This is a genomic window from Cedecea sp. NFIX57 (assembly GCF_900177785.1).
In the GTDB taxonomy this organism is placed as follows: Bacteria; Pseudomonadota; Gammaproteobacteria; order Enterobacterales; family Enterobacteriaceae; genus Cedecea; species Cedecea neteri_C.
Genome location: NZ_FXAS01000001.1, coordinates 201,922 through 225,132, shown reverse-complemented (window position 1 = coordinate 225,132; position 23,211 = coordinate 201,922). Strand labels below are relative to the sequence as shown.

At 53.1% G+C, this 23,211-nt stretch carries 19 protein-coding genes and 1 tRNA gene; 10 read left to right on the top strand and 10 right to left on the bottom strand.

All coding sequences use genetic code 11. From position 1 onward, the window contains the following. The gene (yejF, locus tag B9Y90_RS01065) at window positions 1–1,590 is read left to right on the top strand and encodes a microcin C ABC transporter ATP-binding protein YejF (protein WP_085539940.1); all 1,590 of its coding nucleotides are present in this window, start codon (window positions 1–3) and stop codon (window positions 1,588–1,590) included. A 3-nt stretch (window positions 1,591–1,593) separates the two neighbouring features. Here yejF and B9Y90_RS01060 read toward each other — a convergent pair whose 3' ends face one another. The 3 genes from B9Y90_RS01060 to rsuA form a co-directional block, all read right to left on the bottom strand. Continuing rightward, window positions 1,594–1,938 carry a YejG family protein gene (locus B9Y90_RS01060; protein ID WP_008459886.1) on the bottom strand — a complete coding sequence of 115 codons (345 nt, stop codon included), beginning with the start codon at window positions 1,936–1,938 and terminating at the stop codon, window positions 1,594–1,596. 337 nt (window positions 1,939–2,275) lie between these two features. Beyond that, complete coding sequence (locus tag B9Y90_RS01055; RefSeq protein ID WP_039295467.1) at window positions 2,276–3,472, bottom strand: Bcr/CflA family multidrug efflux MFS transporter; 1,197 nt, start codon at window positions 3,470–3,472, stop codon at window positions 2,276–2,278. A gap of 15 nt (window positions 3,473–3,487) precedes the next feature. Then, window positions 3,488–4,189, bottom strand: coding sequence for a 16S rRNA pseudouridine(516) synthase RsuA (gene rsuA, locus B9Y90_RS01050; RefSeq protein WP_039295469.1), 702 nt, complete (start codon window positions 4,187–4,189; stop codon window positions 3,488–3,490). Between the two features lie 198 nt (window positions 4,190–4,387). Between rsuA and B9Y90_RS01045 the strand changes: the two genes are divergently transcribed. From B9Y90_RS01045 to B9Y90_RS01035, 3 genes are all read left to right on the top strand, one after another. Further along, a complete protein-coding gene (locus B9Y90_RS01045) occupies window positions 4,388–6,148 on the top strand; it encodes a DNA repair helicase RadD (RefSeq protein ID WP_085539939.1) in 1,761 nt (586 codons plus the stop codon). 127 nt (window positions 6,149–6,275) lie between these two features. Next, window positions 6,276–6,560, top strand: coding sequence for a 50S ribosomal protein L25 (rplY, locus tag B9Y90_RS01040; protein WP_039295472.1), 285 nt, complete (start codon window positions 6,276–6,278; stop codon window positions 6,558–6,560). Between the two features lie 92 nt (window positions 6,561–6,652). Then, window positions 6,653–7,108 (top strand): DOPA 4,5-dioxygenase family protein, encoded by a 456-nt coding sequence (locus tag B9Y90_RS01035; RefSeq protein ID WP_139827322.1) that lies wholly within the window; start codon window positions 6,653–6,655, stop codon window positions 7,106–7,108. A 50-nt stretch (window positions 7,109–7,158) separates the two neighbouring features. Here the strand turns inward: B9Y90_RS01035 and yejK are convergent, their stop codons facing one another. Then, on the bottom strand, window positions 7,159–8,166 hold the full coding sequence (gene yejK, locus B9Y90_RS01030) for a nucleoid-associated protein YejK (protein ID WP_085539938.1): 1,008 nt from the start codon (window positions 8,164–8,166) through the stop codon (window positions 7,159–7,161). A 136-nt stretch (window positions 8,167–8,302) separates the two neighbouring features. Between yejK and B9Y90_RS01025 the strand changes: the two genes are divergently transcribed. From B9Y90_RS01025 to B9Y90_RS01010, 4 genes are all read left to right on the top strand, one after another. Continuing rightward, window positions 8,303–8,530, top strand: a complete 228-nt coding sequence (locus tag B9Y90_RS01025) for a YejL family protein (RefSeq protein ID WP_008459871.1) — start codon at window positions 8,303–8,305, stop codon at window positions 8,528–8,530. A gap of 19 nt (window positions 8,531–8,549) precedes the next feature. Further along, a complete protein-coding gene (gene yejM, locus B9Y90_RS01020; RefSeq protein WP_039295476.1) occupies window positions 8,550–10,313 on the top strand; it encodes an LPS biosynthesis-modulating metalloenzyme YejM in 1,764 nt (587 codons plus the stop codon). Window positions 10,314–10,389: 76 nt separating this feature from the next. After that, window positions 10,390–10,466 (top strand) — tRNA-Pro (locus B9Y90_RS01015). 160 nt (window positions 10,467–10,626) lie between these two features. Continuing rightward, window positions 10,627–11,628, top strand: coding sequence for a glycosyltransferase family 8 protein (locus B9Y90_RS01010; protein ID WP_085539937.1), 1,002 nt, complete (start codon window positions 10,627–10,629; stop codon window positions 11,626–11,628). A 42-nt stretch (window positions 11,629–11,670) separates the two neighbouring features. On the opposite strand, the gene mgtE is transcribed toward B9Y90_RS01010, so the two are convergent. From mgtE to B9Y90_RS00980, 6 genes are all read right to left on the bottom strand, one after another. After that, entirely contained in the window at window positions 11,671–13,098 is a 1,428-nt protein-coding gene (gene mgtE, locus B9Y90_RS01005; RefSeq protein ID WP_039295478.1) for a magnesium transporter, read from the bottom strand. A 108-nt stretch (window positions 13,099–13,206) separates the two neighbouring features. Beyond that, window positions 13,207–14,853, bottom strand: coding sequence for a multidrug ABC transporter permease/ATP-binding protein (locus B9Y90_RS01000; protein WP_085539936.1), 1,647 nt, complete (start codon window positions 14,851–14,853; stop codon window positions 13,207–13,209). Between the two features lie 83 nt (window positions 14,854–14,936). After that, a complete protein-coding gene (gene alkB / locus B9Y90_RS00995) occupies window positions 14,937–15,578 on the bottom strand; it encodes a DNA oxidative demethylase AlkB (protein WP_085539935.1) in 642 nt (213 codons plus the stop codon). Beyond that, complete coding sequence (ada, locus tag B9Y90_RS00990; protein ID WP_085539934.1) at window positions 15,578–16,648, bottom strand: bifunctional DNA-binding transcriptional regulator/O6-methylguanine-DNA methyltransferase Ada; 1,071 nt, start codon at window positions 16,646–16,648, stop codon at window positions 15,578–15,580. The genes alkB and ada overlap by 1 nt, the downstream gene beginning before the upstream one ends. Before the next feature lie 76 nt (window positions 16,649–16,724). Continuing rightward, entirely contained in the window at window positions 16,725–17,771 is a 1,047-nt protein-coding gene (gene apbE / locus B9Y90_RS00985; RefSeq protein ID WP_085539933.1) for an FAD:protein FMN transferase ApbE, read from the bottom strand. Between the two features lie 130 nt (window positions 17,772–17,901). Next, window positions 17,902–19,014: a porin OmpC gene (locus B9Y90_RS00980; protein ID WP_085539932.1), complete on the bottom strand. Its 1,113-nt coding sequence runs from the start codon at window positions 19,012–19,014 to the stop codon at window positions 17,902–17,904. Window positions 19,015–19,868: 854 nt separating this feature from the next. Between B9Y90_RS00980 and rcsD the strand changes: the two genes are divergently transcribed. Together rcsD and rcsB are read left to right on the top strand one after the other, a co-directional pair. Continuing rightward, the gene (gene rcsD / locus B9Y90_RS00975; RefSeq protein WP_085539990.1) at window positions 19,869–22,514 is read left to right on the top strand and encodes a phosphotransferase RcsD; all 2,646 of its coding nucleotides are present in this window, start codon (window positions 19,869–19,871) and stop codon (window positions 22,512–22,514) included. Between the two features lie 16 nt (window positions 22,515–22,530). Beyond that, a complete protein-coding gene (gene rcsB / locus B9Y90_RS00970; protein WP_038480967.1) occupies window positions 22,531–23,181 on the top strand; it encodes a response regulator transcription factor RcsB in 651 nt (216 codons plus the stop codon). Window positions 23,182–23,211: the final 30 nt, after the last annotated feature.

Below are 23,211 nucleotides of genomic sequence, written 5' to 3'. Positions count from 1 at the left end.
ATGACCACTCCGCTACTCGCTATCAACAATCTTTCTATCGCTTTTCAGCAGGGTAGAACCCTGCGGCAGGTGGTGGACTCGGTTTCGCTCCAGGTGGAAGCGGGTGAAACGCTCGCGCTGGTCGGCGAGTCCGGCTCAGGCAAGAGCGTGACGGCGCTTTCCGTGCTGCGCCTGCTGCCGTCCCCGCCGGTGGTTTATCCCTCCGGGGAAATTTTGTTTCACGGTAATGACCTGCTAAACGCGCCGGAAAAGACGCTGCGTGGCGTGCGCGGCAACAAAATTGCGATGATATTTCAGGAACCGATGGTGTCGCTCAACCCCTTGCACACCCTCGAAAAACAGCTGTACGAAGTGCTCTCTCTGCATCGGGGAATGCGGCCCGAACCTGCCCGCGCGGAGATACTCACCTGCCTCGATCGCGTGGGCATTCGCAACCCTGCAACCCGGCTCCAGGACTACCCTCACCTGCTGTCCGGCGGCGAACGCCAGCGCGTAATGATTGCTATGGCGCTGCTGACCCGCCCTGAATTGCTGATTGCCGATGAGCCGACAACGGCGCTGGATGTTTCGGTTCAGGCGCAGATCCTGCAGTTACTGCAAGAGCTGAAGCAGGAACTGAATATGGGCCTGCTGTTTATCACCCACAATCTGAGTATCATGAAAAAGCTGGCGGACAACGTGGCGGTGATGCGTCACGGCAAATGCGTGGAGCAACAATCCACCACCGATCTGTTCAGTCATCCTCAGCATCCCTATACCCAGCAGCTGTTGAATGCTGAGCCATCAGGCGACCCCGTGCCGCTGGCAGCAGACGTTACCCCCCTGCTCAAAGTTGAGGATCTGCAGGTGGCGTTTCCGATTCGCCGGGGCCTGCTGAAAAGAACGGTGGGTCACCACTACGGGCTGAAAAATCTCAGTTTTGAACTGCGCCCTGGAGAGAGCCTGGGGCTGGTTGGAGAATCGGGATCGGGAAAAAGCACCACCGGGCTGGCGCTGCTGCGATTAATTCATTCCACGGGCGCTATCTGGTTTGACGATCAGCCTCTCCACCAGCTCAACCGCAAGCAGCTGCTGCCGCTGCGCCATCGGGTGCAGGTCGTATTCCAGGACCCCAATTCCGCCCTGAATCCACGTCTGGATGTGCTGCAGATTGTAGAGGAAGGCCTGCGGGTGCATCATCCGGCGCTAAACGCCGCAGAACGTAAGGCCAAAGTGATTCAGGCGCTGGAAGAGGTCGGGCTGCAGGCGGATATGCTCCACCGCTACCCGGCTGAGTTTTCCGGTGGCCAGCGCCAGCGCATCGCTATCGCCAGAGCGTTGATTTTGCAGCCGCAGCTTATCGTGCTGGATGAACCCACCTCTTCGCTCGATCGCTCAGTGCAGGCTCAGATTCTGGCGCTGTTAAAATCACTGCAGGAAAAACACCGCCTGGCTTATATCTTCATCAGCCATGATTTACAGGTAGTGAAAGCACTTTGCCATCAGATGGTGGTACTGCGTCAGGGAGAAGTGGTCGAACAGGGAGACTGCAGGCAGATTTTTAGCGCCCCACAAAGCGACTACACGCGTCAGCTGCTGGCGCTCGCCTGAAATTCAGAAAGGGTTATGGCTGGAAAATGACTCGGCGATAGCGACACCCACGTTTTTCAGGCGACAGGTTGCCGCCAGCTCGTCCTGCAGGTTAACAAACAGGCACGGCTCGCCTTCACACTCCACGACGGAGCTGTCCACTTCAATGTCGCTTAATGCCTGGCTAAGCGTATCCATGATTGGCCACGCTTTTTCCCCGTCCGGGCTAAGCAGTTTCAGGCCAATCAGGCAATCATCATCCTGTTGCGCATTTTGCGGAATCGGTTCAACTCTGGAGCCTGCAAAACCCGTCAACCAGCGATAGCTCTGCGGCAGACGATGCACGATGGACAGTTGTATGGTGTTCAATTTCATTTCCCCGGAAGTTCCAATCGGCAATTTATCTCAAACTCTTTACACAAAGGTTAACACAATGTTGATAAATTGCGTTTAAACGAGCATTAAAACGGCTCACATCTCATGTAGAGATTTCAAAACTAACGCTTTATTTTTGTGCTATGGCACGCGTTTCGGCGCTATATGTATCGCTTTCTGAGATCTAACTCAACCTTTTTAACTACAAAGTTGTGACTTTTTACAGTTGAGCCTTTTACATATACGAAACATATATCCTATATCAACAGAGATTATACGGGAATTTTCGTGGAGAGCACGGGCGTTTCTGATCAGAAACGCCCGTGGATTTTCAGGCTTTCGTGTGGCGAGCTTTGCTGGCGTAGAAGTAGAACAGCACGGAGGCTGTCGCACAAATGGCAATAGACCAGATCATCGGCCACGCGGTATTAAAGGTGGCCACCGAGAGCAGCGCCCCGGTTAACGCGCCGATGCCAAAGCGGAATGTCCCGGCCAATGAAGATGCAGTACCCGCCATATGCGGGAATTCATCCAGAATGACCGCCATTGCATTGGATGACACCAGCGACACACAGCTGATAAACACCGCCACGCCAAGCACCATCGCCCAGAAGCCAAAGTCCAGCTGGCTGCTGAGCACCAGCCATACCGCCATCGCAAACTGAATGTACAGCCCGGCACGGAACATGTTAATGGCCCCAACCCGGCGCACAAAGCGGCTGTTGATCATGGTCATAAAGAACAGGAACACAACGTTCAGCGCAAAGTAGTAACCGAAGTGCTGCGGCGAAACATGGTTTAATTCGATGTAAACGAACGGCCCGGCGCTGAGGAACGAGAACATTCCGGCAAAGCTAAAGCCGCTGGCCAGCATATAGCTCAGCACCCGCTTATGGCGGAACAGCGTAGCAAAGTTGCCTGCCGTGGTGCGCAGGTTAAACTTCTGCCGCATTTCAGGGGCGAGCGTTTCGTGAATAAAGAAGAAAATCATCGCCGATGCGAGCAGCGCGGCAGCGGCCAGAATCCAGAAGATCGTGTGCCAGCTATACCACACCAGTACTGCGCCCCCGATCATTGGCGCCACCAGCGGCGCAATGGTCGTTATCAACATCACGAAAGACATCATTCGGGAGAACTCTTCTTTCGGGTAGATATCGCGCATCAGGGCGTTGATCACCACGCTCGCCGCCGCGGCCGCGAGACCGTGCAAAAAGCGCATCCAAATTAGCTGATCGATGGTCTGGGAAAGCGCACAGGCAATTGCCGCCAGCGCAAACACCAGAGTGCCACCAAGCACCACCGGCTTACGTCCCAGACTATCGGCCATCGGCCCATAGAAGATCTGCCCGATGGCAAAACCCAAAATATAGGTACTGAGGGTCATTTGTGCGCTGCCTGCCGGGACATTAAAGCCCTGGGCTATCATCGGCAACGCCGGTAGGTACATATCGATGGACAGCGGCATCAGCATCGCCAGCAGGCCAAGGATAACGATAATACCGACAGAAGAGTTCTGTTTACGGCTCAAAAGTGACTCCGGTGATTAGGGCATGCCGACGCTGGCAATTTCCTGTTCGGTTAACGGGCGATACTCCCCTGGCGCCAGTTCAGGATCCAGGGCGATGTCGCCAATACGCTCACGGTGCAGTTCAACCACATGATTGCCTACGGCAGCAAACATGCGCTTTACCTGATGGTAACGGCCTTCGCTGATGGTCAGACGCACTTCCGTCGGCGTGATGACTTCCAGCACGGCAGGTTTGGTGAGGTCTTTCTCATTATGCAGCTGAACGCCTTTGGCGAAGTGTTCCGCCGTGCCTTCTTCAACCGGCGATTCCAGCGTAACCAAATAGGTTTTCTCGCAATGATGGCGCGGAGAGGTAATGCGGTGTGACCACTGGCCGTCGTCCGTCATCAATACCAGCCCGGTGGTGTCGATATCCAGACGGCCCGCGGCGTGCAGCTTGTGTGCTACTGGCTCATCGAGGAAGTAAAGCACCGTTGGGTGATCGGGATCGTCGGTGGAACAGACGTACCCCTGCGGCTTGTTCAGCATGAAGTAACGCGGGCCGTGCTGCTGAGTCAGTGGGTTATCATCAAACGCTACCTGATGTTCCGGCAGCAGTTTAAAAGAGGCGTCACGCACAACTTCCCCGTCAATGGTGACGCGGTTAGCACGGATTTCACGGCCAGAAATAGCGCGGCTGATGCCGAGCTGCTGAGAGATAAATTTATCGAGTCGCATTAGTGTATTGCCTGTTTCATGAAGGTGCCGACAAGCGAGCGTGCGGCAGGGGCTGAAGCCCACATTCAGGTGGAAATTGGTTTGCCTGATAATTAGTTTGCCAGTATAGCGACATCAAAAACTCTCTCAAGGTAAAACCGTGCTTTATGGCATAATCGTTGCAGTCACTTGATAACAAGGTTGAAAAACCGCCCGGCCATGTCCTTTACTCTTCGTCCTTACCAGCAAGAAGCGGTGGATGCCACCCTCAGCTACTTCCGCAAGCACCCTGAACCTGCCGTCATCGTGTTGCCCACCGGCGCGGGCAAAAGCCTGGTGATTGCCGAGCTGGCAAGAGTGGCTCGCGGGCGCGTGCTGGTGCTGGCCCATGTGAAAGAGCTTGTGGCGCAAAACCACGCGAAGTATGTCTCCCTCGGGCTGGAGGCGGATATTTTTGCCGCTGGCCTGCAGCGTAAGGAAAGTCAGGGCAAAGTCGTCTTTGGTAGCGTTCAATCCGTTGCCCGCAACCTCGAGCATTTCCACGGTGAGTTTTCCCTGCTGATTGTCGATGAGTGCCACCGAATCGGCGACAGCGACGAAAGTCAGTATCAGCAAATTCTGGCGCATCTGCGCGGCAACAATCCTAACCTGCGGCTATTGGGGCTGACCGCCACCCCCTTCCGCCTCGGCAAAGGCTGGATTTATCAGTTTCATTACCACGGCATGGTTCGCGGTGATGAAAAAGCGCTGTTTCGCGACTGCATTTACGAGCTGCCGCTGCGCTATATGATTAAGCATGGTTACCTGACGCCGCCTGAACGGCTGGATATGCCGGTGGTGCAGTACGATTTTAGCCGCCTGCAGGCGCAGTCCAATGGGCTGTTCAGCGAGGCGGATCTGAACCGCGAGCAGAAACAACAAAAACGCATCACACCGCATATCATCAGCCAGATCGTTGAATTTGCCGCAGACCGGCGCGGCGTGATGATCTTTGCCGCTACGGTAGAGCACGCGAAAGAGATAACCGCCCTCCTGCCCGCCAGCGACGCGGCACTGATTACCGCCGACACGCCAGGCCCGGCGCGCGACACGCTCATCGACGCATTTAAAAATCAGCAGTTCCGCTTTTTGGTGAACGTGGCGGTATTGACCACCGGCTTTGACGCGCCGCACGTTGATCTGATAGCCATTCTGCGCCCTACCGAGTCCGTTAGCCTTTACCAACAAATTGTTGGTCGCGGCCTGCGCCTCTCTCCGGGGAAAAAAGACTGTTTGATTCTCGACTATGCCGGAAACCCACATGACTTATTCACACCGGAAGTGGGCCACGCTAAAGGGAAGAGCGACAACGTGCCGGTGCAGGTCTTTTGCCCTTCCTGCGGGTTTGCCAATACCTTTTGGGGGAAAACCACCGCAGACGGCAAGGTGATTGAACACTTTGGCCGCCGCTGCCAGGGCTGGTTTGAAGACGATGACGGCCTGCGCGAGCAGTGCGATTACCGCTTCCGTTTTAAAAACTGCCCAAACTGCAATGCTGAAAATGATATCGCCGCCCGGCGCTGCCATCAGTGTGACCACATTCTGGTCGACCCGGACGATATGCTTAAAGCGGCGCTGAAGCTGAAAGATGCCCTGGTACTGCGCTGTAGCGGCATGACGCTTCAGGCCGGCGGAGATGCTAAGGGCGATTGGCTTAAAATCACCTATTACGACGAAGATGGCGCAGACGTTAGCGAGCGCTTCCGCCTCCAGACGCCAGCCCAGCGCATGGCGTTCGAACAGCTGTTTATCCGCCCGCACTCACGCGCGCCCGGCGTGCCATTACGCTGGATCACTGTCGCAGATGTTGTGGCTCAGCAGCCGCTGCTACGCCATCCAGATTTTGTGGTAGCCCGTAAAAATGGCCAGTTCTGGAACGTACGTGAAAAGGTTTTTGACTACCAGGGGCGCTTCCGGCGGGCCAACGAATTACGCGGCTAACCGGTACTTTTCATTGCCGGCAGAGCCGGATACGGCTATAATGCCGCCCGCTTTTGCATCCGCAAAGCAGAAAACTTTACCTGCTGCTGGGTCGCCTGTAGCAGGCTTATTTAAAGAGAAACAGTCAATGTTTACTATCAATGCAGTAGAACGTAAAGAGCATGGCAAGGGTGCGAGCCGCCGCCTGCGTGCAGCAAACAAATTCCCAGCTATCGTTTATGGTGGCGCGGAAGCTCCTGTATCCATCGAACTGGATCACGACTCCGTAATGAACCAGCAGGCTAAACCTGGTTTCTACGAAGAAGTTCTGACCCTGTCTATCGACGGTAAAGAAGTAAAAGTGAAAGTTCAGGCTGTGCAGCGTCACCCGTTCAAGCCAAAACTGACTCACATCGACTTCGTTCGCGCTTAATCGCGAGTTAAGTTCGAAAAAAACCCCGCTTCGGCGGGGTTTTTTGTTATATAAGCATTCGACGCCACGCCTGGCCAAAAGAGACAAATTCAATGGTTGAAAAAATCCCTGCGGGTACATCGCTAATGCCCGCCGTAGAGAAGGATATCCAGGCTATCAGGACGATACAAAGCTACCACGCCCATATCTATTTCGAGACGCCGGAGCAAAGGCTGATTGCGGAACGGATCCGGGCAGAAATTGCGCTGCGTTTTTCAGTGCTGCTGGGGCGCTGGCACGATGTGCCCGTTGGCCCTCACGCGCTGCCGATGTACCAGGTCGCTTTTATGCCGGAAGAGTTTGCGCGATTTGCGCCGTGGCTGATGCTGAACCGCTGCGGGTTAACCGTGCTGCTGCATCCCAACACAGGGCAGCCCAGGGCCGATCATACCGATCATGCCGTCTGGATGGGGCAAAAGCTGGAGATTCGGCATTTACAGCGACTGCCTGAAAGCGAGGGCCCGGAGCCGGAGTACATCCCGAATACTGCCCCTACGATTGCGCCGTAAAGTTAGCGTTTTGATACGGCCCGGCTGAAAACGCGGGCCGTGTTGGCAGATTATTTACCTGAGGTACGGCGCTGAAGCTGATCGCGCAGATTCGGCGGCGTCCCTTTAATGGTTAAAGTATCGGTTGCCGGGTCCCAGAAAATACGCTCCCCCAGCAGCATGGCATCGAAGTTAATCGTCAGCCCGCCGCCGCTACCGGCGTATTTGGTCAGTTGCCTCAGCGTCCCGCGATCCGCCGGGAAGCTCTCTTCCAGCTCATAGCCCTTCTCAGCGGTAAACTGCTGGAAGTTCTTGTCGTCAACCGCCCACGGCAGTTCATCGGCCAGCGAAGAGAGTTCGATCTCTTCTCCCGCCTGAAGTTGCTCGTTGCAGTAAGCGTAAACCTGCTGGCGTGCGGCCTGGCGTTCGTTTTTGTCCAGCTGAGCTTCGTTCGTGAAGTCGTCCAGCGCCTGCAGCAGACCTTTGTTCTGCGCTTTGGCGTTCAGCCCTTCGCTGGCACCCAGGAAGTCCATAAAGAAATCAGCCACTTTGCGCCCCACTCTGCCCTTCAGGAAGGTCAGGTAGCGGGTAGATTCCGGATTGGTTTCCCATTCGGTCAAATCTATACGCGCCACAATATCCGCATGGTTGATGTCGAGATAGTGGGTCGCGCTGATATCCAGCTCTTCGTTAACGCGCATGCTGCTCAGATTGTTCAACACCGCCACCAGCAGATATTCTACCGCCAGGTAACGATAATGGCAGAACAGCACGATACCGCCGTCGGCAAACGGGTATTTTGCCAGTTCATCGCGAAGACGACCGGTTGCCGCACGGGTGAAGGCAAGAAAATCTTCATCGCCATTACGCTGCAGGCGCAGCGCATCAGCCAGTTCGCTCTCTTCGCTGAAAAGGCCGTAAGCTTTATTTTTAGCGCTATATACGCGATGCAGTTCCGCCATCATCTCTTCGACGGCACCGTCAGTTGCCAGCAGCGAGTCGCGCAGCACGACGTCCAGCGTCTGCTCATCGCGCTTAATCAATTGATGCAGGGCAATCTGGTTGATATCCAGACTCATGTTAAACTCTCCTTTAAGACCGGGCGGTATTCAACCACTGCCGCTACCGGGACGCAAGTCGTGATAAAAAAGCGGAAAAATCGTCCCTGCTACGGTAAGATAATGCCCTTTCCCGAATACGAATGATTTTTAATTTATGCCACAAACATCCCGCTACAGTGACGAACAAGTTGAAGCGATGCTGACCGAACTGGCAGCCGTGCTGGAAAAACACCACGCGCCTACCGATCTTTCCCTGATGGTATTGGGAAATATGGTCACCAATCTGATAAACACCGACGTGGCGTCCGCTCAGCGTCGTCCTTTGGCTCGCTCCTTTGCTGAGGCGCTTCAAGCTTCGGTGAGCGAAGATAAAGCCCACTAAGGAACTATCGTAACAAGTTATGGTGACTAACCGTCAGCGCTACCGCGAAAAAGTTTCCCAGATGGTCAGTTGGGGACACTGGTTCGCCCTGTTTAATATCCTGCTGGCCATGCTGCTGGGTAGCCGCTATCTGTTTATCGCCGACTGGCCAACGACGCTAACGGGGCGAATTTATTCCTACGTGAGCGTTGTCGGCCACTTCAGTTTTTTGGTTTTTGCCGCCTATTTGCTGCTTATATTTCCGCTGACGTTTATTGTCATGTCGCAGCGCCTGCTGCGCTTTATCAGTGCGGCCTTAGCGACAGCGGGCATGACGTTACTGCTGATAGACAGCGAAGTTTTCACGCGCTTCCACCTCCACCTGAATCCCACCGTCTGGGAGCTGGTGATTAACCCCGATCAGGGGGAAATGGCCCGCGACTGGCAGCTAATGTTTATTAGCGTGCCGGTGATTCTGCTTATTGAGATGCTGTTTGCGACGTGGAGCTGGCAAAAACTGCGCAGCCTCGGGCGTCGTCGGCAATACGCGCGCCCTTTAGTGATTCTGTTCTTTATCTCTTTCTTTAGTAGCCACCTGATGTACATCTGGGCGGATGCTAACTTCTATCGCCCTATTACTATGCAGCGGGCGAATTTGCCGCTCTCCTATCCAATGACCGCCCGTCGCTTCCTTGAAAAACACGGCCTGCTGGATGCACAGGAATACCAGCGCAGGCTGGTTGAGCAAGGTAGCCCGGAGGCACTCTCGGTCCAGTATCCGCTGAGTAATTTGCAATTCCGCGATATGGGGATCGGCAACAATGTGCTGTTGATTACCGTTGACGGGCTGAATGCTGGCACCGTGAGCAAAGATATGCCGGCGCTGAAGGCATTTGCCCACGATAATATCCGCTTTACTCAGCACATGAGCTCCGGGAATAACACCGACAGCGGCATCTTCGGTCTGTTCTACGGTATTTCCCCGGCTTATATGGACGGCGTGCTGTCAAACCGCACCCCTGCCGCACTGATTACGGGTTTAAATCAGCAGGGCTACCAGCTTGGCCTGTTTGCATCCGACGGCTTTAACTCGGCGATGTACCGCCAGGCCCTGCTGTCTGATTTCTCGCTGCGCCCGGCCAAAAACCAGACCGACAGCCAGACGGCGTCACAGTGGATTAGCTGGCTTAACCAGTATGCTTCCGAGGACAATCGCTGGTTCTCCTGGGTCGCCTTTAACGGCACCAGTATCGACGACAACGGTAATCAACAGGGCTTCGAGCAACGCTATTCCCGCGCAGCCGGTAACGTTGATGAGCAAATTAAACGCGTTCTGGATGCGCTGGAAGCGGCAGGCAAGCTGCAAAACACCGTGGTGATTATCACCGCAGGGCACGGTATTCCGCTCGGCAATCAGCGAGACTCTTTTGCCTGGTCGCGCGCGCGGATTCAGGTTCCGCTCGTGATTCACTGGCCAGGTACACCGGCACAGACCATCACCAAACTCACCGATCATCAGGATGTGATGACTACCCTGATGCAGCGCCTGCTGCACGTTAAAACGGCGGCCAATGAGTATTCCCAGGGTGAGGATTTATTCGCCGCAACGCGTCGTAATAATTGGGTGATTGGTGCAGACAATCAAACCCTGGCCGTGACAACGCCTGAGATGACGCTGGTGCTCAATAACAACGGCAACTATCGGATGTACGATCTGCAGGGTAAACGGATCAATGAGACCAAGCCGCAGCTTGATTTGCTGCTGCAGGTGCTGACCGACGAGAAGCGCTTTATCGCCAACTAATTGTTTATTTATAAGACAGTTAGCCGCGTATTCCCTTGCAATCAACGTGGAAGAATGTACTATTATTCTCCTGCGTCGGCACGTAGCGCAGCCTGGTAGCGCACCGTCATGGGGTGTCGGGGGTCGGAGGTTCAAATCCTCTCGTGCCGACCAAATAAACATTGAAAACCAGCCTCTTACGGCTGGTTTTTTTACATCTGAAACCCTGTATCCAACAGGCAAAGAAAAGTACCTGCCCTTCCGCATAGCGCGGATTTTTGACATATTAGCAAGCCAGGGAACAGTCCTGCAGAACACAATAGGCTAATCTGAAATGGAACATATTGTTAAATATATTGTTAGTAATGAGTATTGCGAATCAGGACAGGATGAAGAGGTTCACGATGTCGTTTATAGCATCGACAAGAACTTTTTATTAGGCGCTGCAGTCTCCGCCACATCATTACTCATCAATAGCCGCAAAAAATTTAACTTCCATTTCTTTACAGATTTTTTGAGCAGCGAACACCTCGAAAAATTTAACGCGCTGGCACAAAAATTCCAGACTAACGTTTACCTCTACCTGATCGACAAAACCTCTTTTGCTGATTTTCCCGTGCGAGCTAAATGGACTATTGCAACCTACTACCGCTTTATCGCATTCAACTATTTATCCGCCACAAGGAAAACGGTTCTCTATCTGGATGCAGATGTGATGTGCAAGGCCAGCCCTGATGAGCTGCTTGATATCACGTTAGGAGAGAAATATGCCGCCGTGGTGCCCGATCTTGATTCAGTACAGCAAACATGTGAGAGGCGCCTTGGGCTGCCGGGCATGGAAGGTAACTACTTTAATGCCGGGATGATTTACCTGAATCTCGAACAGTGGCGGCGAAATCACTTTACCGAAAAAGCGCTGGCGATGATTGGCGATAAAACCACAGAATACAGCTTCCTGGACCAGGATGTACTGAATATTCTTTTCCATAAAAACAGCCTGTTGTTACCAGGAAAATATAATCAGATTTATGACGCGGCCCACCACTTTGGGCTCAAAACGTCACACCAGCCTGACAAGGCCATCACCGATGATACGGTCTTTATTCACTACACCAGCGGCTCAAAACCCTGGCTACAGTGGATGCGCTACCCGGCATCCCTCTATTTTGATATTGCCTTCGAGCAATCGCCATGGAAAGGGCTGCCGCTGCAGGATGCGCACACGATATCTCTTCTCAAATTACGTTCTAAACACGAATATCGTCAGAAGAAGTATCTCGCCAGCCTTATCACGCAGATAAGGTATGTTGTGAACAAACTAGGCCTGAAGAAATAAAACCTGTAATGCCCTGAGCGTCTGTCAGGGCATTATTTCGGCTTACAGCAGGAAAAGCGTAGCCAGCCCCAAGAAGATGAAGAATCCGCCGGTGTCGGTTATCGCCGTGATCATCACGCTTGAGCCAACGGCAGGATCTTTGCCCAGTTTGGTCATCGTCATCGGAATCACTACGCCCATCAACGCCGCGACCAAAAGATTCAGGATCATCGCCAGCGTCATCACGCCGCCCATCGCCGCATCGTTATACAGCAGCCATGTGACTGCCCCCATCACACCGCCCCAGACCAGCCCGTTGATCAACGCCACGCCCAGCTCACGCAGCATCAGGAAGGAGATGTTACCCGCCTGAATATGCTGGAGCGCCAGCGCACGCACAATCATGGTGATCGTCTGGTTACCAGTGTTACCGCCGATGCCCGCCACGATCGGCATCAGCGATGCCAGTGCCACCAATTGCGAAATGGTATGTTCAAATAATCCAATCACGCGTGAGGCCACAAACGCCGTGCAAAGGTTAATGGCAAGCCATGCCCAGCGGGTGCGCACAGCTTTGCTGACGGGTGCAAATACGTCCTCTTCGGTGCTCAGGCCGCCCATGCGGCGCAGATCGTTGTCGGTTTCCTCGTACACCACGTCAACAATCTCATCCACCGTTAAGCGCCCCATCAGCTTGCCGGTGCTGTCAATCACTGCAGCACTGATCAAGTCATCACGTTCAAAGGTACGCGCGGCCTGTTCGTCATGATCTTCCGGTGCGAAACAGGTGGGATTGTCGTCCATCACCTTCAGCACCGGCGTTTGCGGCGAATGCAGTAGTATCGCGGTAAGATCCAGCTCGCCTAAAAGCGTTTTATCCCGGCTGGTGACAAACAGCTTATCGGTATTCTGCGGCACCTTGCCGCGAATACGAAGGTAGCGCTGCACAACGGCAAGGGTGACATCAGGGCGCACAGTGATCACTTCAAAATCCATGATCGCACCAACGCTGTGCTTGTCATAATGCAGGATCTGGCGAACTTGCGTGCGCTCATTCTGCGGCAGCGTGGCCAGCAAACGCCCGACCAGATCGCGAGGGAGGTATTGTGCCAGATAGATCTGATCGTCAATATCCAGCGGGCGGAGCGCATTAAGCAGCGCTTTATCGCTCATATCTTCAATCAGGTCATCCCAGACCGTTTCTGAAGCTTCAACCAGCACGCTACCGCGCCGGTCTTCGGTCACGAGGCTCCATAGCGCTAAACGTTCTTCCGTTGGCAAGGCTTCCAGGACATCGGCGAGATCCGGCGCGGGCAGTCGCCCAACCAGCGTCACTATCTCGGCGATGTCCTGCTCGGCGCTTTGTGTTTCAGCGAAAGGCTCTTTGGCCAGAATACCGCTGGCAACGGCTTTATTGGTCAACAGAATTTGCAGGATGCGAGCCCGGTCCTGGTCACGCTCTTTGGTACTGTACTTCTGAATGGCGGTCATAAATAACTCCCCGGAAACGACGAGTTAGTTTATAGCCTGACGAGATGAAGAAAACAAAAAACCAGCCTTAATTAGCTGGTTTTTTTACTTTGTTTAGGTGGCGCTGACTTAATGACTCGTTCTTGCCACGGCATCACGCGAAGCTTGTGCCCTCTCGTCGCCGATCAACTCTCTGAGCTGGCCCTGACGCATTTCCAGAAGCCGGTCTGCATGGATGAAGTAGTGGTCGTCATGGCTGATGGCAAAGACCGTTTTCCCCATTTGCTGCATTAACGGCAGCAGTACCTGGTAGAATTCACGGCGGAAATGGGGATCCTGATCGGCGGCCCATTCGTCCAGCAGGATAATATCGCGCTCTTCCGCTATCGCCAGCAGCAATGCAACACGCTTACGCTGGCCCTTTGATAGCTTCAGGTTGAGAATGGTGCCGTTGTCCAGCTCCAGCTTACTGCTCATTTTCAGGCGCTCAAGCCAGCTATTGATGAGCTCAGGATTAGCCGCTTTGCCCTGTGGCCCTAACAGACGATCGAACAACCAGATATCGGTGAATACCGCGGAAAACAGCTTACGATAGTCATCCTGCGCCTGCGTCTCAACGCGTTGGCCATCAAGATAAATCGCCCCGCTGACAGGCTGATAGAGCCCCGTCAGCAGCATGGCCAGCGTGGATTTCCCGCTGCCGTTACCGCCAATCAGAAACAGCAACTCCCCTCGCTTGATAGTGAGATTCAGTGGACCAACGCTGAAACTATTATCCCCGTACTGAAACACCACATCGCGCATTTCAAGCTGCTGCCAGTTACCAGCAATCTTTGAATGTGGGAAAGCAGCATTGTACGGCGCAAGCTGGAACTTGTTCAGTTTATTGAACGCAACCTGGGCGCTTAACAGCGTGGGCAGCGCCCCGACGGCAGAAAGGAGCGGCGTGCGCAGGAATAGCAACGTTAAAGAAAAAGTCGCCGCCACGTTGGTATCGGACCAGCCCAGGCTGTTAGCCATGTAGAACACCAGGCCAATCGCGCCCAGCATCATGATGTTTGACCAGTTAACGGCGCTAAGGTGGTAAGTATCTGCCCGGATAATATTGTTTCGATAATCGGCGGCGTGGGGCGTATAGGTGTCTTCATAAATTCGCTCAGCACGCTCGCGGTTCAGGGCCAGTTCCTTACGCCCCTCGATGACGGTTTGATAATCATGATAGAGCTTGTCTTCGATTTCACGAAGCTGGGCCATATGCTTGTATACCCGCGCCACCAGCAAGTATCCCCCCACAATGGTGATAACCAGCCACACGGTAGTTACACCCAGCATTTTAGGGGAAAGCCAGGCGAGGTAAGCCGCAGAGCCAATAGCCAGAATAATCCCCTGCACCAGCTCAGGCAGTCGAACAAAGGCAATCGTAATATTGCGCACGTCGCTGGTTAACCCCGCCAGCAGTGCCGCGCTGCCCAGTTGCTCTACGCGTTCAACATCGGTATCCATCAGGCGCTTGATAAACTCGCTGCGCAGGCGAAAAACAAAATGGTGACCAAGGGTGGTTAACGCCAGCTGCGAGCCGAGCGTCACTGCCATCAACAACAAAAGCAAGCCCAGAAACTCCGGCAAGACAGCCAGGGTAAGATCGGGGGTTTCAATCAGACGCTGGTTAATGAACGCGATCAGGCCAATGCCCAGCGCCGCACTTGCCAGGCTTAACGCCATGACCATCAAAAAAGGCCAGCGATACTGGCGATAAACCACACGAAGTAGCTCCATTGTTTCCTACCTGCAAAATAAAACAGCGAGCAGTTTAAACGGCTCGCCGCCCACATCAAGAATAATTCTTATTTTTATTCGTCTTACGAAGCGCGGCGGAAGGTCAGGTTGTAGCGGAATTGATCGGTGAGAGGATGAAAACCGGGTTTGAGGGGCAGAATACCGTGATAAAAAAGCCTTGAGAAGCCTCCCCATACCACAACGTCACCATGCTCCAGCATGACACGTTGCAAAGGATCTCCGCGCTGCAGGCCGCCAAATTGAAAAATGGCAGGTAAGCCCAGCGAGACAGAAACAATGGGCTGGCGCAGATTAGGCTCGTCTTTATCCTGGTGGAGAGAGAGTTTTGTGCCTGCGGCATAGCGGTTGATCAGGCAGGCATCGGGTTCAAAATCAGGGTACCCGGCGGCCATTGAGGCTCGATGGCAAATGGACTGAAATACATCCGGAATTGGCGGCCACGGCTGCCCGGTCAGCGAGTCCTGAGGCGAATACAAATAGCCATGCTGATTGGTGCTCCAGCCTAACGCGCCGCAGTTGGTCATTGCCACCGACATCGTGTACCCGCCGGGCGTCACCATATGGCGGAAAGGCGCCAGCTGAGAGACCTGCAGAACGCCGGCCATCAGCGCGGCGGCCTCTTCCCGCGCAAAGCGCCGCAGGATAGTCGCCCCCTCGGCAAGTGGCTCTTCCCACGGTGCATCATCAGCAAACAAATCCAGCATTATTCTTTCTGCCTTCTCGTTTCGTTTTCCAGCAGCTGACGCTTGCGCTCCACGCCCCAGCGATAGCCGGACAGCCCTCCGTCGCTGCGGATAACGCGGTGGCATGGAATGGCAACCGCAAGCGTGTTGGCCGCACAGGCACCTGCCACGGCACGTACAGCTGCGGGTTTACCGATACGTTCAGCCAGCTCGCTATAGCTAACGGTAGATCCAGGCGGAACGGCTCGTAGCGCCTGCCATACCTGCTGCTGAAATGCCGTCCCTCGAATATCCAGCGGCAACGAAAATTCAGCCGTGGGCGATTCGATAAAGCTAATGACCTGCGCCACGCGTGAAGCGAATCCCTCATCACCGGGCGTAAGATGTGAAGAAGGAAATTCAGTTTCCAGCTCCACAATAAGTGTTTCAGCGTTCTCACCCAGTAAAATTGCGCAAATACCGCGCTCGCTTTCCGCCACCAGAAATTCGCCTAATTGGCAGGTACCGACCACAAACTGGACGTTAGCACGAGCCCCGCCCTTACGGTACTGGCTTGCCGTCATGCCCAAAGCAGCATCCGCCTGATGATAATACGCGCTGCCCGACTGAAAACCCGCATCAAAAATGGCGTTGGTTACCCCTTTCCCCTGCGCGAGCCCTTGACGCAAGCGGCGAGCGCGATGCGCTTTTTGCCATGCGTTTGGTGTCAGGCCCGTTATGCTTTTAAAGAGGCGATGGAAGTGAAAGCTGCTCATGGCGACCCGCCCGGCAAGCTCATCAAGGGTCAACGGCATCTCACTGGATTCAATAATCCGGCAAGCTTCTTCAATGCGAGCCACTCGCTGGAGCGAAGGGGCAAGCTTGTCAGGCTGGCAGCGTTTGCAGGAGCGAAATCCCGCCTCAATCGCCGCTTCAGGTGTGGCATAGAACGCTGTATTTTCACGCAGCGGACGGCGGGCGCTGCAGGAGGGCCGGCAGAAAATACCGGTTGTTTTGACGGCAAAAACGAATTGCCCGTCAGCCCCAGCATCGCGCTGTTCCACGGCCTGCCAGCGCTGCTGATCTGTGATATACCCGTTTGTCTGTTTCATCATCGCGACCTCGTGCTTAACTTAACGATACCATCATGGCAGCACAGGCCGGATGAAAAACTCGTGTTCTTGCTTTTTAATTTTTTTCGTCAAGCAGGAAGGTTTTGAACTGTGGCGACATCCAGCTCCGGAACCCGTCCCCTTCTTTACTGATGAGGTAAACGGCCAGGCCTTCTTTCTCCGCAACCTGTTTGGCTTTTTCTTCCCCCAGGACCATCAGCCCTGTGTCCCAACCATCCGCTTCCATCGCCGTTGGCGCAATGACGGTGGCGGAGACTAATTTGTGCTCTATTGGCCGCCCGGTTTGAGGGTTAATAATGTGGGAAATACGCTTGCCGTCCAGCTCGTAATAGTTACGGTAACTGCCCGAGGTACTGATCCCGTGGCCGTTGATATCAACCATCGCCTGCACGGCATTTTCCCGATCGGTGGGTTTCTGAATAGCCACCCGCCAGGCTTTCCCTGCCGGATTAGTACCGCGAGTGGTCACGGCTCCACCCACAGAAACCAGGTAACGACTAATCCCATTTTGCTCCATCAGGCGGGCAAGATGATCGGCGGCGTAACCTTCCCCGATAGTCGACAGATCAACATACAATCCGGGCAGATCCTTTTGTAGCCACTGCTTACCGGCAGCATTCACCACCTTCAGGTGCTGTAATCCGGTTAAGGCTTTGGCCGCATCAATTTGTGCCTGGTTCGGCGTGTGCAGAGGCTGTTTATCTGGTCCGAAGCCCCACAGATTGACCAAAGGCCCAACCGTAATGTCCATCGCCCCGTCGGTTTTCGCGCCAATGCGCAGCGACATCGTGACGATATCGCTCATCGCCTCGCTCACCGGATACGGCTCAGTGCTGGTGGACTGATTAAAAAGGGAAAGCGCCGAGTCTTTTTTCCAGGTAGACATCAGCCGATCGTCGGCATCAAGCTGATCCTGAATTTTTTTCTGCAGCGCAGCTTTCTGCGCATCATCGACATCCGCCAGGCTCACGCGCCAGTAAGTCCCCATGGTTTTACCTTCGAGCACCAGGGCCTTGGTGGCATCAGGCTGAGCGTTATCACAACCTGACAGAGCGAAAAGAGCTACGGCAAGCCAGCCGCGGCGAATAATGCGAAAATCCATGGTGTCATTCTCCAGTTTTGGGGGAGTAAGGTTACAGCAAAAGCTATCTGGAGCGGGAGTAAGCGGCAAGTCATTGAGGTTTGAGACATAAAAAAGGCGCCTTGCGGCGCCTTTGTCAGCTTGAGCTGAATTAGAACTGGTAAACCAGGCCTACACCCACAACGTCATCGGTACCGATGCCAGTTGCCTGAGTGAACTCATTTTTGTCCAGCAGGTTGATTTTGTAGTCAACATAGGTGGACATGTTTTTGTTGAAATAGTAAGTCGCGCCCACATCAACATATTTCAGCAGATCCTGGTTGCCGAAACCTTCGATGTTTTTACCTTTAGACTGCAGGTAAGCGATGGAAGGACGCAGACCGAAGTCGAACTGGTACTGAGCAACAACTTCGAAGTTTTGTGCTTTGTTAGCAAAGCCAGACAGTGTGCTGGTGCTGCTGCCAAAACGCGTTGCGTTGTAGGTCTGGGTGTACTGCGTTGCCAGGTAGATGTTGTTCGCGTCGTATTTCAGACCACCGGTGTAGGTGGTCGCATCGGAGCCGTGGCCCAGTACATTCGCAGTGTTGTTCTGGTCAGTGGTACGCTTGGAGCTGGAAATTGCAGAACCAACGCTGAAGCCTTCGCCCAGTGCATAGGTCAGGGAGCCGCCGAAGCCGTCACCATTCTGTTTCAGGACGCCACGACCGTTGTTGGTAGAACCCTCACCGCTCTGGCTACCGTTTTTACCCTGGTACTGCAGAGCAAAGTTCAGGCCATCAACCAGGCCGAAGAAGTCAGTGTTACGGTAGGTGGCAACGCCGTTAGCACGAGACTGCAGGAAGTTGTCGGAACCGTAAGTGTCACCGCCGAACTCTGGCAGAACGTCGGTCCAGGAAGTAACATCGTAAACAACGCCGTAGTTACGACCGTAGTCGAGAGAGCCGCCCTGGCCGAATTTCAGACCAGCAAATGCCAGACGAGTCCATGCCTGATCGCTAGAGCTTTCAGTGTTGTTCGCCTGAACGTTGTATTCCCACTGGCCGTAACCGGTCAGTTGGTCGTTGATCTGAGTTTCACCTTTGAAGCCGAAGCGAACGTAAGTTTGGTCGCCGTCAGCGCTTTTGTCGTTGGAGAAATAGTGCAGACCATCAACTTTACCGTACAGGTCTAATTTATTGCCGTCTTTGTTGTAAATTTCGGCTGCATTTGCAGCGCCTGCTACCAGCAGAGCTGGTACCAGAAGGGACAGTGCTTTAACTTTCATCTTATTAACCCTCTGTTATATGCCTTATTTTATTTACCACTGCTTACTGATTAACCCTCTAATCAGTCGGCAAATTCATTGTCCAAAACAAATACAGAATAATCCAATAAGAATATGATACGAAAACTATATAGATGTTTCATTCATCAATATAGATGTATCAAAATGTAAATAAGAGGGAACTTTTTTTAGCACGAATAGCTAAAAATATAAGCATCAATAATCAAAAAATAATAACAACCCAATAAAATCAATTAGTTAAACAACAAATAAAAAAGTAGCACTGAATGATAATTTTTTTCTTAACTTAGGCGATAGAATCATTATCGCTATCATCATTAACTTTATTTATTACCGTCATTCGAATTTGAATGTCCGTTTACCCCTATTAGTACCGGATGCTTGCATCCGGTTTTTTTTTACCCTTCTTTACACAACTTTAATATTCCTGTGCTAGCGATGAAATTTGTAACGCCTGTTAATTAATCAGTCTGCTTTTTTCCTCCATATTTCATGCCGAATACGGATTTTTCTTAAAAAAATATCTCCTCTCACCCGACATGCCAGCCATCAATATCTGTACAAATCATCTTCAGCTGTACAAATTGCCGGTGAGACTTAACGCAAATTTTTATTTAAGGATTTTTCCTAATAATCAGTCACCTGAAAAAAAACCGAGAACCCCCTATACTGCGTCAGATTGCTGACGGCACCGTCATATAAAGGTATTCTTAGGCGCAGCAAGCGCTAAAATGCTAAGCCGAAACGGCTCACTAAAACAGTTGGGCTTTCTATCATCCAGGATTGGCGAGGATTCGCCGGGTTACGTACATACAATGAGCCAGTCTGAAAATATGTTTCTAAATAAATTCTCACTGTTCCCCGGCAACATTACTCGCTTCTTTCTGCTGCTGATCATCGTCCTGCTTGTCTCAATGGGCGTGCTGGTACAAAGCGCCGTTAATGCCTGGCTAAAGGATAAAAGCTACCAGATTGTTGACATCACCCATGCCCTGCATAAGCGTGTAGAAACCTACCGCTACGCCACATGGCAAATTTACGACAACATCGCGACGGCCCCGGCAGCCTCAGGCGAAAACCTGCAGGAAACTCGGCTGCGCCAGGACGTCTATTACCTCGACAAACCGCGTAGCAAAACCGAAGCACTGATTTTTGGCTCGCATGACAGCTCTACGCTGGAAATGACGCAGCGAATATCCGGTTACCTGGACACACTTTGGGGGGCCGAAAGCAGCCCGTGGTCGATGTACTACCTTAACGGCCAGGACAACAGCATGATTCTGGTCTCGACGCTGCCGCTCAAAGATCTTTCCTCCGGGTTTAAAGACTCCGGCGTCGGCACCATCGTGGATTCACGCCGCGCGGAGATGCTGCAGCAGGCCAATGCTCTCGACGAACGGGAAAGCTTCTCGCCTCTGCGCAAACTTAACTGGCAAAACGGCCATTATTTCACGCTGAGAACCACGTTTAACCAGCCAGGACATCTGGCTACCGTGGTCGCATTTGATCTGCCGATTAACGACCTCATCCCGCCCACCATGTCGCTGGACAGCTTCCAGTTGGATCCTGACGAGCGCCAGCGGACAACAGCGGCGACGGCAGCAGATAAGGACGATCCGGACAGCGTCAGCATTAACTTTAATAGCGCACGCATTGAAATCACGGCGCCGGTAGCGACAACGCAGCTACAGCTGGTGTGGCAAGTCCCATTTGGCACGCTGATGATGGACACGCTGCAAAACATTCTGCTGCCGCTACTGCTGAATATTGCGCTGCTCGGGCTGGCCGTTTTTGGTTTTGCGACCTTCCGTCAGCAGCCACAGCGGCAGGCCGAAAGCAATCCGGGGAATGGCGAGCTGCAAATACTGCGTGCGCTAAATGAAGAGATTGTCGCGATCCTTCCGCTTGGACTGCTGGTGCATGACCTCGACGCGAACCGTACTGTGATCAGCAATAAAATTGCCGATCACCTGCTTCCTCACCTGAATTTGCAAAATATCATTTCAATGGCGGATCAACACCAGGGCGTAATTCAGGCCACGGTCAATAACGAGCTGTATGAGATTCGCCAGTTCCGCAGCCAGATAGCGCCGCGCACACAGATTTTTGTTATCCGGGACCAGGATCGTGAAATTCTGGTGAACAAGAAGCTCAAACAGGCCCAGCGCCTGTATGAGAAAAATCAGCAGGGCCGAGCCGCCTTTATGCAGCATATTGGAGAAGCCCTTCAGCTTCCGGTTAAGCAACTGGCGGAACATGCCGCAGAAATCAACGACAGCAAGCATCTGCAACTGGCCAACGATGCCCAGACCATTGTCCGCCTGGTCGATGAGATCCAACTGCTTAATATGCTGGAAGCCGACAGCTGGAAAACCAGCGTCAGCGAGTTTTCTATTCAGTCGCTGGTTGATGAAGTCGCCCTGTCGATGCTGCCGATTATTAAGCGTAAAGGGTTACAGCTGCTCATCAACAACAACCTGCCGGCCGATGAAAAACGCCACGGCGACAAAGACGTGCTGCGTAAAATCCTCGAGCTGCTGTTGCATTATTCCGTGACCACGACGCAGATTGGCAAAATCACACTTGAGATTAGCGAAGAAGAAGCCGGGCCGGATCGCCTGCTGTTCCGCGTGCTGGATACTGGCAACGGGATCGGCAACGGAGAAGTGGATAATCTGCACTTCCCGTTCCTCAACGAAACCAGCGAAGACCGCTACGGCAAGGCCAATGGTCTCGCGTTTTATCTCTGCGATCGTCTTGCGCGCAAGCTGGGTGGTCATCTGAACATCAAAACCCGCCCGGACATCGGCACGCGCTATAATTTACATATCAGAATGAACGCCGAGCCGCAGGCAGATTCGCAGGACGAGAAGCTGCTGGATGACGTTGTGGCGATGCTGGATATCACCTCCAATGAGGTGCGGACAATTGTCACCCGCATGCTGGAAAACTGGGGCGCGAACTGCATTTCCCCGGACGAAAGGCTCGCGAGTCAAGACTTTGATATCTTCCTCACTGATAATCCGTCTAATCTTACTGCTTCGGGCTTGCTTTTAAGCGATGATGAAAACGGGATGCGGAAGATTGCACCTGGCCAGTTCCGGGTAAACTTTAATATCAGCAATGCGATGCAGGACGCCGTTCTGCAGCTGATTGAAAACCAACTGGCGGAAGAAGACACACCGGACTCGCCTCTGGGCGGCGACGAAAACGCTCAGCTGCACGCCAGCGGTTATTACGCGCTGTTTGTCGACACGGTACCGGAAGATGTCACCAGACTGTATACTGAATCTGCAGCGGGCGACTTTGCCGCTCTGGCTCAGACTGCGCACCGCCTGAAGGGCGTGTTTGCGATGCTGAATCTGGTGCCCGGCAAACAGTTATGTGAAACGTTGGAGCACCACATTCGTGAAAGTGATGCTTCAAACATACAAAAATATATCAGCGACATTGATGCTTACGTCAAAAGTCTGCTGTAGCAAGGTAGCCTATTACATGAACAACATGAACGTAATTATTGCTGACGACCATCCTATTGTTCTGTTCGGCATTCGCAAATCTCTTGAGCAGATCGAATGGGTGAATGTTGTCGGTGAATTCGAAGACTCCACGGCACTTATCAATAATTTACCAAAACTTGAAGCCAACGTTCTGATTACCGATCTGTCCATGCCTGGCGACAAATACGGTGATGGCATCACGCTGATTAAATACATCAAGCGTCACTTCCCGGACCTGTCGATCATCGTGCTGACCATGAACAACAACCCGGCTATCCTGAGTGCCGTGTTGGATCTGGACATTGAAGGAATTGTACTGAAACAGGGTGCGCCGACCGATCTGCCAAAAGCCCTCGCCGCGCTGCAGAAAGGCAAAAAATTCACCCCTGAGAGCGTTTCCCGCCTGCTGGAAAAAATCAGCGCTGGCGGTTATGGCGACAAACGCCTCTCACCGAAAGAGAGCGAAGTGCTTCGCCTGTTCGCAGAAGGCTTCCTGGTGACCGAGATCGCCCGCAAGCTGAACCGCAGCATCAAAACCATCAGCAGCCAGAAAAAGTCTGCAATGATGAAGCTGGGTGTGGAAAACGATATTGCTCTGCTGAACTATCTCTCGTCCGTGAGCCTGACGCCGGCGGACAAAGAATAATTTCTGCCTCAACCAAAGAAAAAGCCCCGC